This window comes from Nocardia sp. NPDC052001 (genome assembly GCF_040680615.1).
In the GTDB taxonomy this organism is placed as follows: Bacteria; Actinomycetota; Actinomycetes; order Mycobacteriales; family Mycobacteriaceae; genus Nocardia.
The window spans coordinates 244,667-257,760 of the sequence record NZ_JBFAXC010000003.1 but is presented as its reverse complement, the minus strand read 5'-3'; the positions used below and the strand labels follow the sequence as shown (position 1 = coordinate 257,760).

Sequence of the window (13,094 nt, the reverse complement as noted above, 5' to 3'; positions counted from 1 at the left end):
GTTCAGTCCCGGTGGGATTCGAGCGCCTGCCAGAGCTCGTCGAACGAGCGCAGCAGTAATTCCCCGTAGTGCCCGGTATCGGGCAGCATGGTGGTGTCGGCGCTGAAACTGATGATCAGCTCATCGCCCTGCGAGGTGGTCAGATGGCGCAGACCGTCACCGTCCATGATCGGCAGCGCACCGAACGCGCTGATCATCGGCGCGCCCAGGAAGGCCAGCCGTTCCGCCACCGGCGGCACATTGCTGACGGTGGTATTGGACAGCGGCACCCGCGCGACATCATCGAATCGCCGTTGCGCCCTGCCCCATCCGGCCAGCCGCAGCAGCCACGCGGGGGAGGTCTGCACGCGTTCCTGCCGCCGCAGATACGCCGGATCGCCGCCGCGTTCCTTCTCCCGCCGCACCGATTCCCGGATGGCCCGCAGCCGCCGCACCGGATCGGCGATATCGGTATGCAGATCGACCGACATCTGGGTGAGTTGATTCACCGAATCCCATTGCGCGAGACCGCGCATGGAGCGCGGCACCATGGCGGCCAGCGACTCGGCGGGTGTCTCGCCCTGCTCGTCCAGGTAGGCGGCGAGCGCTCCGGCGACCACGGTCAGCACCAGATCGTTGACCGTAATCCGCTCCGGGGCAGCGGCTTTGGCCTTCAGGACGGCAGCCATGGGAATGCGCACCAGATCGAATCCGAAGCGCGGATCCACTTTTCGATTGAATCGGGTGGCGGGCCGCATGGCGAGCGGTTCCGGGGCCGATGACGGGACGGTACGGGTGCTCCGCAATCCGAGGGCGAACCGGAGCAATCGGTACGGCTGCGTCACCACCGCGCGGGTGAGCGCCCGGCGGGCGGACCATTCCCGGGCGTCGCCGGAATCGATCGGTGTCGGTAATGCGCTGCCGTCGAACAACTTCAGTTCGAGTTCCCGGGTCGCCACACCGTCACCGGCGCTGTGATGGAAGCCGAGCAGGACCAGAGTCACCGCCGCATCGGGCCTGCCCGGATATCCGGTGACCGCTTCGAAGATGTGAATCCGCCACGGCGGCCGGGTGAGATCCATTCGAGTGGCGGCGATTTCGGCGATCCGGGCGCGTACCGCGCTCCAGTCCCGAGCCGATTCCATCGAGACGTGCCGATGGATGTCGAAGTCCGCGTCCCATACCCAGTAGGGCAGATCCAGATCCCCCGGCACCCGCGCCAATCGGCGCTGAAATAACCGGAAATGCCCGAGACGCGCTCGGACCCAGGCGATCACAGTCGCGGCATCGGGAGCCGACGCTCCGGCCGCGGTGGCATCGAAGGCGTACACCGCGACGATATTCGACGGATGCCGCTCGAATTCGTCATAGACGAAGACGGCATCGCGCGCCGTCAATCGCTCCGCGCGACTCACACACATACTCCTGCCCGGGACCGCCCCATCGCATGGATGGGTACTGCCGGGCAGCATTGTCCCGGGCGGGAGTTTAGTGATTCCCCACGCCGGTGTGGGCGGAAGTGTTGATTACTTGGTGCGCGGGCGGGAGTGGAAGCCCAGACCCTCGTCCTGCGCGCCCATCCAGGCCGCCTCGTCGTGCTTGGCGTCCGGGACGTAGATGGGTTCCTGCTTGGCCTTCGCCGATTCGCTCGGCGGGGCCTGCTCGAATTCATCGGCGTCGATGACGAGCCTCTCCAGATCGTTCTCCAACCGGCGAATCGAACCGGTCTCCCCGTAGTGGGAACGCAATGCGGTGACGCACTGCCGGAGCTGGCCGACCGTGTAGCGGAGTTCCGCAATCTCGCTGCGTGTCATCGAAAGCCTCCTCGAGCCGTGTGACCGACCACACAATATGATCTACAACACAGTACGTGAAGATACTCCGTTCGTCTCGTCGCAGAGACATATTCGCTGGTCAGCGGCCTGTCCCGACGAGCGCCTCACCCCGCGATGGCGAACTCCGGGCCGCAGTCCTCGCCCCGCTCGCAGGGCCGTCCGGCCGGATCGGCCACCACCGCCACGGCCCGATCCACCAGTGCCGCAATGGAAGCCGCGACCTCCTCGGCGCGCTCCATGATCACGCTGTGGCCCGCGCCGTCCAGGCGTACCAGCTCCACGTCGTCCAATTGCGAGGCCAGCACCACCGAATGCGCGAACGGGATCACGATGTCCGCCGAACCGGCCAGCACCAGCGCCGGAATCGTGCCCAGCCGGTGCAGGGTGGCGGTCTCGTCGAAGCGCATCAGCGATTCCAGGAAACTCGCCATGGTCAGCAGGGAGGTCTCGTTCAGCATGGCCGTGGCCACCGCCAGCACCCGCGGGCTGATCTTGCGGGTGCCCAGCGTGGCCTCGCGCATGATCGGCTCGAACAGATGCCGGGTGAAATGCTTGGACGCCTGCATGGCGCGCGGGGCGTGGCGCATCGCCACCCGCAGCGAGGTCACGGCCGGACCGTTCAGCAGGCGGCCCAGGCCGACCCGGGTGACGCTGTTGGCGGCGCCCGCCAGCAGGCCCACGCCCACGATGCGGGTGCCGATGGTCTCGGGGAAGAGCCGGGCGTACGCCAGGATGGTCATGGCGCCCATCGAATGGCCAACCAGCACAACCGGACCCGTGGGTGCGACCGCGCGCAGTACCGCGTCCATATCCAGCGCCAGCTGATCGATGGTGTAGGTGGCCGGATCGGCGGTGCCCGAATTGCCATGTCCGCGATGGTCGTAGAAGACCATGTGCGTGCTCTCGCCCCAGAGTCGTTGCAGATGCGCGCGCAGCAGCTCCCAGGATTCGGTGCGCAGGCAGTGCCCGTGTGCGAAGACCACGGTGAGCGGTGCGCCGGCGGGGCCGAATTCGCGGACGGCGATCGGCACGCCATCGTCCGCGGTGACGGTCAGATGGTGACCGTCGTGATCGGCGGCGGGGGTGCGGATGGACATGACGGCCTCCTGGAGAGTTCGCCTCTTGCCCGGTTGTCGATGGGTATTGCCTTCTCGTTAACCGTTCACACCAGGCGTTATGCACAAGTTGTCCAACCGATGCCGGTGATCGATATACCGATTCGACCGGATTTCTGCGCCATCGCTGCACAATCGGACTATCTACAGCTTTCTAGTGGTGACACTAGAAAGCTGTAGATGCTTATGAGAACTACAGACCGCCTGGTCAGCGCTGGCGAAGATGCTCGCGACAGCAATCTGCCCCTCTCTACCGAAGAAGCTAGAGAGGGGCAGATTCACCTGACGAGCACTAGGTGGACGAGGCCGCCTTCGTCGACGGCAGGAACGGCCGGATCAGGTTCTGCTCCGTGGACGGCCCGAACTGCCATTCGGAGATCCACGGCCCGGTGCCCTCGCTGGGATCGAGCGCACCGCCCTCCAGCCAGCTGTAGCGGCCATCCAGAATGCCCCGGGTCAATTCGGTATCGGCGTCATCGGTGTTGTCCCACAGCGATTCGAACAGCCGCTGTACGCGGATGCGGGACTGGCGGCAGAACACCTCGGCCAACTCCTCCGCCGCGGCACCGTCCGGATCGCCCGCCACGCGCAGCGATTGCGCCTTCACGCACGCGGCGGCCATGGCGAACAGCTCCGCGCCGATATCCACGATGCGACCCAGGAAACCCTGCTTGTACTCCAATTTCGCCTGCCAGCGCGCCATTCCGTACATCAGCGCCCGCGCCTGCTTGCGCGACATGCGCTCCACGAAACGCATATGCCGTGCCAGCGGGCCGAATTCGCCGAAGCCGGCCGGCACCGTGCCGGTGCCGACGGCCAGCTGCGGGAACCACTTGGCGTAGAAACCGCTCGCGCCGACCGCCGCCTTCGCCTTGTCCTTGAGTTCGGCATTGCGATCGACCAGCGCGCCCGCCGCCGACATATGCGCATCGGCCATCTCGCGCGCGATCAGCAATCGCATGATCTCGCTGGAACCCTCGAAGATGCGATTGATGCGCAGATCGCGCACCATCTGCTCCGCGCCCACCGCGCGTTCGCCGCGCGCGGCCAGCGATGCCGCCGTCTCGTACCCGCGGCCGCCGCGAATCTGCACCAGTTCATCGGCGATGGTGCAGGCCATCTCCGACGCCCACAGTTTGGCCAGCGCGGCCTCGATGCGAATGTCATTGCGGTTCTCATCGCACATGGTGGCCGAGAGATCGAGCACCGCCTCCAGCGCGAAAGTGGTTGCGGCGATGAAGGACAGCTTCGAACCGACCGCCGCGTGCTCACCCACCGGACGGCCCCACTGCACGCGCGCGCCGCTCCATTCGCGGGCGATCTTGAGTGACCACTTGGCCGCCGCGGTACACATCGCGGGAATGGCGAGGCGGCCCGCGTTCAGGGTGGTGAGCGCGATCTTGAGACCGTCACCCTCGCGGCCGACCAGATTGCGCTTGGGCACCCGGACGTCGTGCATGCGGGTGACGCCGTTCTCGATCCCGCGCAGGCCCATGAACGAATTACGGCGCTCCACAGTGATTCCCGGGCTGTCCGCCTCCACGATGAACGCCGAAATGCCGCCGCGATGGCCCTCGCTCTTGGGGACCCGCGCCATCACCACGAGGAGTTCGGCGACCACGCCATTGGTGGTCCACAGTTTCACGCCATTGAGTTCATAGGCTTCGCCGTCGGCGGTCGGGGTGGCGGTGGAGGCCATGCGCGCCGGATCCGAACCCACATCCGGTTCGGTGAGCAGGAACGCGCTCACCGCGCCTTTGGCGCAGCGCGGCAGGAACTCTCGCTTCTGCTCATCGGTGCCCGCCAGTTTGAGCGGCTCCGGGACGCCGATGGACTGATGCGCCGAGAGCAGTACGCCCAGGCTCGCGTGCGCGGAACCGACCAGCATGAGCGCGCGGTTGTAGCCCACCTGGGTGAGACCGACGCCGCCGTACGCCTCCGGAATCTTGAGCCCGAAACAGCCGAGTTCGGCCAGCCCGCGCACATATTCGTCCGGAATCCGGCCCTCGGCCTCGATGCGCAGGCCGTCGATGGTTTCGCAGAAGGCTTGCAGCCGAGTCAGATACAGATCCATCTTGGTCTGATCCGCCTTGCTCGGCGTCGGGAACGGATGGATCAGGTCGAGACGGAAGCGGCCGAGGAACATCTCCTTCGCGAAAGAGGGTTTGGCCCAGTCGGTTTCGCGGGACTCCTCGACAAGTGCGCGAGCCTGCTCTTCGGTGGCGTCGACTTTCGCTGTGGTCGCCATAGCGTCCTCCTCGGAGGTGATCGGAATCACATTCGAGTGTAGAAGCGTTTGTTACCCACCGGTAGACGCCAGTTAAGATCAAAAACCCTTGTCAGACAATGATCTTGATTGTACAGCGAACCGCTGGCTACGCCACGCTCCGCAGATATCGCCCGAAATGCGGCACCGTGAAACCGATCGTTCCGCGCTCCGCGGAGTAGATCAGACCCTTCTTGATCAAGCCGTCCCGGGCGGGGGAGAGGGAGGCCGGTTTGCGATCGAGCTCACGTGCGACCGCCGCCGTGGAGACCGGGCCGTCATCGCCCGCGAGATCCGCCATGGCGCGCATATATTCGCGTTCGGCGGGGGTGGCGCGCTCATAGCGGGAGCCGAAGAATCCGACCGCCAGCTCCTCCTCGGCGTGCGGTGCGGCCACCGCCACATCCTCTTCGCTGATCGGGCTCTGCGCGGCCGCGTCCCAGGTCGCCTTGCCGTACGCCTGCACGAAATACGGGTAACCGTCGGCTTTTTCGTAGAGGGCGTCCAGTGCCGCCTCGCTGTATTTCACGTCCTCGCGACCGGCGGGGGCGATCAGCGCCTGATCCGCGGCCTCCCGGTCCAGGCGGTCGATGCGGTGGTACGAGAACAGGCGCTCGGAGTAGGACTTGGAGGCCGAGAGCACGGCGGGCAGATGCGGCAGGCCCGCGCCGACCACGATCAAAGGCGCTGCGTCCTGGCTCAATTCATGGCAGGCGCCGCAGATGGCGGAGATGTCCCGCGGGCCCAGATCCTGCATCTCGTCGATGAACAGCGCGATGCCGACGCCGATGTCGCGGGCAAGTTGCGCGGCCTCCAAAAGGAGCTCTACGAGGTCGATTTCGATATCCCCGGAATCGGCCCGGCCGGTGACCGCCGGGACATCGATACCCGGATTCCAGCGGTCCCGCATACCCTTGTCCGCGGTCGATCGGAGCGCGAAAGCCTTGAGAATCCCCAGGAAATCGTCGACCTGATCCGGATTGCGATGTGCCACCGCTATCGAGCGCACCGCCATGTGCAGGGCCGAGGAAAGCGGCCGCCGCAATTCCTGCTCGGGGCGTGCCTCGAGTTTGCCGGTACCCCAGCCGCGGGTCCGCGCGGCCGAGCGAAGTTGATTCAGCAGCACCGTTTTCCCGACCCCGCGCAAACCGGTCAGCATGACGCTGCGTTCGGGGCGAGCACGGGCAATGCGCTCCAGCACGATGTCGAAGGCGTCCAATTGCCGATCGCGTCCCGCGAGTTCGGGTGGGCGCTGCCCGGCACCTGGGGCGTAGGGATTTCTGACCGGATCCACGCGCACGACGGTAGCGCCAAAGTTCGGGATTATCCGGGCATCTACCGAAGCCGATAGACAGGGCAATCGACGGGCATACGCCGCCTGTCGACCGGCGACACGAGGAACTGTCCGTTTCGCCGGGACCGGGTGTTCGCTTCGTACCCCTTGTCGCGCTTGCACCCTCGCTACCCTTATGGCTGATTCACAGATGCCCAGGGCAGGAGGGTTCATGTCGGAGGAAGCCCCGTCCACCGTCGCCGAGGTGGTCGAGTCCTGGAACGTACCGTCGGAGGCGATAGTCGCCGCGCGCATTCGCAACAACATTCTGGTGGCGATCGAACGCGGCTATGACGATCCGCAACTGGTCGCCGATCTCGCGGTCGGCCCGCTCGTGATGGCGCTGGGTCAACTCGAAGTCGAACTCGCGGACGCGCGCCGCCGCATCGCCGATCTCGAAAGAGCAGTGGAGGCACGCGGTTGATCTCGAGTCTGCGCTTCGATAACGGGCATTTCGATCGCGTATATCTTCCCGTGATCCGGCCCGGCATAGCGGAATTCGTGCTGCGGCCGGGGGATTTGCGGTGTGTCGCGACACGCGCCGCGTGTGGGGTGGACAACACAGCCGGGTAGTCGTAATCTCTTCGTGACTTAGCGGAGTCTGTCGCTTCATCGGAGAGGCGGCCCGCGACGTTACCGGCTAGTCGGCGACGAACCACAAAAACGTTCGTCAGCGAATCGGGATGTAGCAAGATCGGAGATGGCGGCTCGGTGGGTAAGCACAGCATGCAGCGGGAATCTCGAATTCCGAGTTCCGTGAAGGGCGCAGTAGTAATGGGCGCCATGGCGGCGACGACGACGGGCGTGTTCCCGGCGATCACCGCCCAGGCAGCCACCATCGATATCCCGGGTATCGGGAATTTCGATGTACCGGACGATTTCGCGCCCCAGGTTCAGCAGTTCAACCAGGCGGTCAAGGACCTCCAGAGCACTCAGGTCGGGGTGAATCCCTCCCCCGGCGCCAACGGCTTCCAACTTCCGGAGCTGTTCCCGCAGAAGCAGTCCGGCCCCGCGCAGATCGCGCTCGAGGCCGCACAGACCAAGGTCGGCGCACAGTATTCCTGGGGCGCCACCGGCCCGTTCAGCTTCGACTGCTCCGGTCTGGTGCAGTGGGCCTACAAGCAGGCCGGAGTCGATCTGCCGCGCACCAGCTTCGAGCAGTCGCACGTCGGCGCGCCCGTCGCCTTCCAGGATCTGCAGCCCGGTGACATCGTCGTCACCAACGGCGGCGGCCACGTCGGCATGTACGCCGGCGACGGCAAGCTGCTGAACGCGGTGCAGACCGGCACCCCCGTCTCCTACACCAACCTGCGCCCCGACATGGTCGTCACCGCGCGTCGCATCGCCGCTTAATCGACAGCGATCGCTGCTTCAACGACAGAGTTCGAAACGACTGCCGCCCAGTCGAAGATCGTCGGCGCGCGCGTGGCACGTATCGTGTAGCCCGTGACGTCAGCTCTACCGAGCGAACCGGCCCAGGCCCGAGTTGATTCTTGGGTCTGGGCCGTTCGTCTTTTCAAAACCCGCTCCGCCGCCGCGACCGCCTGCCGGGCCGGGCATGTGAAGGTCAACGGCGTGGCGGTCAAGGCCGCCCACTCGCTCAAACACGGTGACGAGATCCGGGTCCGGGTCGGCGGCGTCGAACGCATCGTGATCGTGCAGCGGCTGCTCACCAAACGCGTGGGCGCGGCCGTCGCCGTGCAGTGCATGATCGACAAGAGCCCGCCCCCACCCGATCCGGCGGTGATCGCCACCCTGCCGCAGCGCGATCGCGGCAGCGGCCGCCCCACCAAACGCGAACGCCGCGAAACGGATCGGCTACTCGGCCGCGACGCCTGAGTCGCCGCGCTTCGCGCCGTCGCCGTGCCCGCCATCGGCCTCGCCCGGGGAGTGGGCGGCGGCGCGATTGGCGGCCAGCGCCGTCGCCAGCACGGTCACCAGTGCGCCCAGCATGAGCGCCGCCGGCTCGCCCGGGCGCAGCACGTGCAGTTGGGTGCCGACGGTGACCGCCGCGACCGGCACCCCGATCTGCGCGGACGCCATGGCGCCGAACATGATCGGCTGACCGACGATCCGCATCGCCAGATGCGCCAGCACCGCCGCACCACCCAGCGCCAGGCCGAGCAGGATCAACCACGGATGGTCGCCGAACTCGCGCAGATTCAAGCGCGCGCCCAGCCAGACGAAGAACAGCGGGGTCAGGAAACCGTCGCCGATGGCGAACAGCTGCCGCGCCACCCGGCGCGGTTCCCCGATGGCCGACACCACCAGGCCCAGCGCGAAACCCGCCAGCATGATCGACACGTGCGTGCGGGTCGCCAGCGCGCACAGCGCGAACAACAGCACCAGGCTCACCCGCAGTTCCAATGCGAAACCGCGCTGCTCGGACACCTTGTGGAAGCGATGGCGTATTCCGGAATCGCCCAGGTACTTCAGACCGAGGTACAGCACCACCGCGCTCGCCGACACCGCCAGCGCGCCCAGCGCCGCGCGGCCCGCATTGCCGGGATCGATCACCAGCGGCAGCGCCACCACACACGCCGCATCGGCGATGGCGACCTGGGCGGTCAACTCCAGCACCGGTTTTCCGGTCAGGCCCTGCCCGTCGATGACGGGCAGCACCAGCGCGGCCGACGAGGAGGCGATGAGCACCGCGTAGAGCGCGCCGTGACCGGTATCGAACAGTGCGGCCACCCCCTGTCCGGCGGCGACCGCGAGGAGACCGACCAGCACCGCGCGAACGGCGCCGCGGCCCAGCGCCGAGCGAATGGTCGAATCCCGCATGGGCACATGGGTTCCCGCCACGAACATGACCACCGCGAAACCCACGTCCGCGAGGAAGGTGAAGGTGGGATCGGCGGGGTTCAGCACCCCGAAACCGGTGCTGCCGAACAGGATTCCCGCCAGCAGCTCGCCCAGGATGACCGGGATGTGCCACCGCGGCCGCCACGCCAGGATCGGCCCGGCCAGGCCGAGCAGCACGATCAGCGAGAGCAGTTCGAAAGTCACGGCAGTGCAGCGATTTTCACCGGGATGAGGATGTTCTCGTCGGAGTAGTAGATCGCGCATACGCGGTGATAGCCGTCCGCGATCTGCGCGGGCACACCGCGCCGGAAGTTGCCGCGAACCAGCAGAATCGGCGAAAGCGCCTTACCCGCCAGGATCTTCTCCAGATCGCGGCGCACATACGGGTTGTACGCGGGCAGGATCTCCAACTGTGAGGCGCGCAGAATATCCTTGGCCTTCTTATGGGTGACCTGCGCGGCGCGCAATTCCTCGATGACCGTGTTCACCACATCCGGATCGCCCAGCATATCGAGGAAGTCCGCCGCGGCCGGATAGTCGTGCTCGTCCGGCTGGTCCTTCCATTTCACGTGGATAGTCGCCTCGGCCATTCCGACATCATTCCCGCGTGACCGGCGCGGCACCGCCCGACACGCGGGTCAGCGGCAGCCAGCCCACCCCCGAGAACCCGATGGTGAAATCCGTGGGATCGGCCGCGGTCAAGTCGACCAGATTGCCCGCCGCCACCGGATGCAGCGCCCGCCCCGCCAGCACCACACCCCGGATCGGTGGTCCGGAATCGCGGATATCGTCCAGTGCCCCAGCCAGATCCACCCGATCGGTGGCATCGCACTGCACCACTACCACGCACTCCTCCATACCCTCGAGCGGTTCCGGCAGCGCCCGCGCCAACCGGGTCAGCACCACCACCTCCCGCACCCCCGCGTCCAGCAGCCACCGCACCACCAGCGCGCCCGACACCCCCAGTCCGCCCGCCACCACATACGTCCCGTCCACCCGAATCCGCACCTCGGGCATCCGCACCCCGACGCCCTCCACCGACACCCGCCGCCCCCACCGCCGCTGCGGCGGCGGCACCGTCAGCGCCCCCAGCGCCGACCAATCCACCCGCCGCCCCTCCAGGAACAACCGCCCGACCGCCCGCAGAAAGCTCCCCGCCTCATCCCCCCGCGACCCCACCGCATAAGCGGCCCCCCGAAACGCCATATGCTCCCGCGCCACCGGCGTCAGCACTCCATGCGGCCCGATCTCCACCACCGTCGAAATACCGGCCCCCGCAGCAGCATCCAACGCCGCCCCGAGTTCGACCGGCCCAGCCGCATTCAGCGCCCAATACGCCGCATCCGTACACCCCTGCGCCACCCCATTAGCCCCCGGCGCTGTTTTCGGCCCGATCACCATGCCGCGCCGGGTGGTTGAGAAGAACGGCATTTCGGGGCGCAGCGCCGTAACCGTCGCGAGCTCCGAAACCAGTTGTGGGGCAACGTCTCGGGCGCGGGGTGCGTGCGGCACGGGGATCGGGCCGCCGATGGCGTCGTCGGCGGCGATGCGCTGCGCGAAGATGGCGCGGCGGTGGGCGCGGCGAACCAGGGTGTCGATGTAGCGCGGGTCGCCGGAGACCGTGATCGAGGAGGGGCCGTCGACTGCCGCGACTCCGACGGAGGCGCGCATGGGTTCGATCAGGCGATGCACCTCGGCGGGGGTGGCTTCCAGCACCGCCGCGGCACCGTCCACACCGGTTCCGGCGAGCAGGCGGCCGCGTGCCACCGCGATTCGGGCTCCGTCGGCCAGCGATACCGCACCGCACACCACCGCGGCCGCGACCTCGCCGATCCCGTGTCCCGCAACGGCATCCGCCCAGATGCCCCAGACACCGAGCAGGGCGGCGAGCGCCACTTGAAATGCGAACAGCGCCGGTTGCGCGACGTCTTCGCCGCCGGTTCCCGATCCGAATCCGTTGCGTGGGGTCCATACTCGCGGTCCACCGGCCGCGACGATGGCATCGACCGCATCGGTCAATGCCGCCGCGAAGACCGGATAGCGTGCCGCGAGCGCGCGCCCCATTCGCGCGTGCCCGCCCGCGCCCGAGAACAGGAACAGCACCCCGCCCGCGCGCTCGTACTCGGAAATCCCTACCACCTCACCGGATTCGGCGGTCCCGGGGTCGCTCGACAGTGCTGAACCGACCACCCGCCGGACCATTTCCCCGGCGATACCGCACGCCGTGCTCGGCTCGGCCGATCCGTTGCTCTCCGGTCGGGTGGCCGGATTTCCCTGTGCTGCCGTCGAAGTCGGTGTACTCGCGACTGCGGGAGGGTCCGCTGCCGTCCGATGTGCGATTCGATTGGGCGGTACCCGGCCGCCGCGTTGTATGGACGGGGACACGCGGGCGGCGGCGGAGACGGGCAGGGTGGTCGCGAGGGCGGTGATATCGCGAGCGACTTCGCGGAGTTGGCTTGCGGCATCGGTGATGTCGTGGGCGAGGATCGTGGCGCGGGATGGGCCGGGTGTCAGACGAGCAACCGCGGCCGCGAAATCACGCAGCGACGGGTAGCCGCCGATCGCGGTCGCGTAGTGCAGGCAGAGTTCGTGCAGGGCGTCGAGGTCGTGCGCGGACAGGGGAATCGGCAGCGGTGGCTGGGTGTCTCGGTCCGGCGTTCGTACCGGCCCGTCGGTCTCGTCCGACCGAGGATGGCTGTGCCACAGCGCTATCCGGGGTGCGGTGTCGCCGGGATGTGGGAAACCCATTCCGGTGCCGGGGAATTCGGCGTAGTACCGGGAGCCGGTGCGGTCCGCGTCCCGCGTGCGCTGCAGGATCAGGACCGCGCCGCGGCTGGATTCCGGCAGCGCGACGGCCGAGATGTGCTGGGGGAGAGGCGGGTCGGGGAGCAGGGCCAGGTCCGCGCCGCCGGTGATGACGAACGGTACGGATTCGTCGGCGAGCAGGCGGACGGCGGTGTCGACCGCGACCAGCGGTGCGGTGCGGTCGCTGGCGACGAGCAGGCTGGGGCCGTGCAGGTCCAGGGTGCGCGAGAGCAGGTGGGCGATGTTCAGCGCGGCGGCGGGGCCGAATGTCGTTGCGGCGCCGAAGACCACGGCGGCACGCGAGCCGGGGGCGAGGTGGCCCAGGCCGGAGTCGTCGAGGGCTTCGACGGCGAGTTCGAGGGTGACGCGCTGGCGCGGATCGAGTGCGGCCGCCTCGTGTTCGGGCAGCGCGAACCAGTCGTTGTCGAAGGCCGTACCTGTCGGCCGGTACGCGACACCGACGATCGACACCCGCGGAGCGGGCGCCGAATCGTTCGATGCTGTCGTACTCTGCCGCACGGAGAACCCCTCCCGTGGTCCGGCGACGTGTGCGCCGAGGTACCTCCGGCGATTCTGCCAAGAATTCGCCGCCGCCAGAAGAGCTTTGGCGCAGGTAGATTGTGACTCGGCGTGCCATCCACGGGTGTGGGACGCGCGCCGCGCGCCGCCACGGTGTGGCCGCGCGCGGTTACGACATCGGCTGGGGCGCGGCTGCTACGCCGAGGCGGCCCGGGTGTGAATCGGGTGCTCGAGATCCGCCGCCGTGGCATGCGTGGTGAAGTATCGCAGTGCTAGGTTCACCGCGTCCTGTTCGGTGTGAACGCCCGAAATAGCCATTGTCCGCCGCAGCGCGTCATCGTCGAGATAGATACGAGTGATTGCCATTTCGGCACCTCCACCACTTCGGACTGTCGTTAAAGCATGACGCATCGACGGGCCCCGGGTAACCGAAATGA

12 protein-coding genes are annotated in these 13,094 nt (G+C 67.4%); 3 read left to right on the top strand and 9 right to left on the bottom strand.

Going from position 1 to position 13,094, the window contains the following annotated elements:
- Positions 1-2: 2 nt before the first annotated feature.
- The 5 genes from AB0L82_RS16600 to AB0L82_RS16580 form a co-directional block, all read right to left on the bottom strand.
- Positions 3-1,394 (bottom strand): wax ester/triacylglycerol synthase family O-acyltransferase, encoded by a 1,392-nt coding sequence (locus AB0L82_RS16600; protein WP_364636639.1) that lies wholly within the window; start codon positions 1,392-1,394, stop codon positions 3-5.
- Positions 1,395-1,505: 111 nt separating this feature from the next.
- A complete protein-coding gene (locus AB0L82_RS16595) occupies positions 1,506-1,793 on the bottom strand; it encodes a hypothetical protein (RefSeq protein WP_364636637.1) in 288 nt (95 codons plus the stop codon).
- A 125-nt stretch (positions 1,794-1,918) separates the two neighbouring features.
- Positions 1,919-2,911, bottom strand: a complete 993-nt coding sequence (locus AB0L82_RS16590; RefSeq protein ID WP_364636635.1) for an alpha/beta hydrolase — start codon at positions 2,909-2,911, stop codon at positions 1,919-1,921.
- Between the two features lie 310 nt (positions 2,912-3,221).
- On the bottom strand, positions 3,222-5,177 hold the full coding sequence (locus tag AB0L82_RS16585; RefSeq protein ID WP_364636633.1) for an acyl-CoA dehydrogenase family protein: 1,956 nt from the start codon (positions 5,175-5,177) through the stop codon (positions 3,222-3,224).
- 127 nt (positions 5,178-5,304) lie between these two features.
- Positions 5,305-6,489, bottom strand: coding sequence for an AAA family ATPase (locus AB0L82_RS16580; RefSeq protein WP_364636631.1), 1,185 nt, complete (start codon positions 6,487-6,489; stop codon positions 5,305-5,307).
- Between the two features lie 211 nt (positions 6,490-6,700).
- Here AB0L82_RS16580 and AB0L82_RS16575 point away from each other — a divergent pair, with 211 nt between their 5' ends.
- The 3 genes from AB0L82_RS16575 (at position 6,701) to AB0L82_RS16565 (ending at position 8,367) form a co-directional block, all read left to right on the top strand.
- Positions 6,701-6,952, top strand: coding sequence for a hypothetical protein (locus tag AB0L82_RS16575; RefSeq protein ID WP_364636629.1), 252 nt, complete (start codon positions 6,701-6,703; stop codon positions 6,950-6,952).
- A gap of 350 nt (positions 6,953-7,302) precedes the next feature.
- Positions 7,303-7,881 carry an NlpC/P60 family protein gene (locus tag AB0L82_RS16570; protein WP_364636627.1) on the top strand — a complete coding sequence of 193 codons (579 nt, stop codon included), beginning with the start codon at positions 7,303-7,305 and terminating at the stop codon, positions 7,879-7,881.
- Positions 7,882-7,974: 93 nt separating this feature from the next.
- Positions 7,975-8,367, top strand: coding sequence for an RNA-binding S4 domain-containing protein (locus AB0L82_RS16565; RefSeq protein WP_364636625.1), 393 nt, complete (start codon positions 7,975-7,977; stop codon positions 8,365-8,367).
- On the opposite strand, the gene AB0L82_RS16560 is transcribed toward AB0L82_RS16565, so the two are convergent.
- The 4 genes from AB0L82_RS16560 to AB0L82_RS16545 form a co-directional block, all read right to left on the bottom strand.
- Positions 8,347-9,537, bottom strand: coding sequence for a cation:proton antiporter (locus AB0L82_RS16560; protein ID WP_364636623.1), 1,191 nt, complete (start codon positions 9,535-9,537; stop codon positions 8,347-8,349). The two genes, AB0L82_RS16565 and AB0L82_RS16560, sit on opposite strands and share 21 nt — an antisense overlap.
- Positions 9,534-9,923 (bottom strand): hypothetical protein, encoded by a 390-nt coding sequence (locus AB0L82_RS16555; protein WP_364636621.1) that lies wholly within the window; start codon positions 9,921-9,923, stop codon positions 9,534-9,536. The genes AB0L82_RS16560 and AB0L82_RS16555 overlap by 4 nt, the downstream gene beginning before the upstream one ends.
- Positions 9,924-9,930: 7 nt before the next feature.
- Positions 9,931-12,609: an acyltransferase domain-containing protein gene (locus AB0L82_RS16550; protein WP_364636619.1), complete on the bottom strand. Its 2,679-nt coding sequence runs from the start codon at positions 12,607-12,609 to the stop codon at positions 9,931-9,933.
- A 243-nt stretch (positions 12,610-12,852) separates the two neighbouring features.
- Positions 12,853-13,023 (bottom strand): type II toxin-antitoxin system VapB family antitoxin, encoded by a 171-nt coding sequence (locus AB0L82_RS16545; RefSeq protein WP_364636617.1) that lies wholly within the window; start codon positions 13,021-13,023, stop codon positions 12,853-12,855.
- Positions 13,024-13,094: the final 71 nt, after the last annotated feature.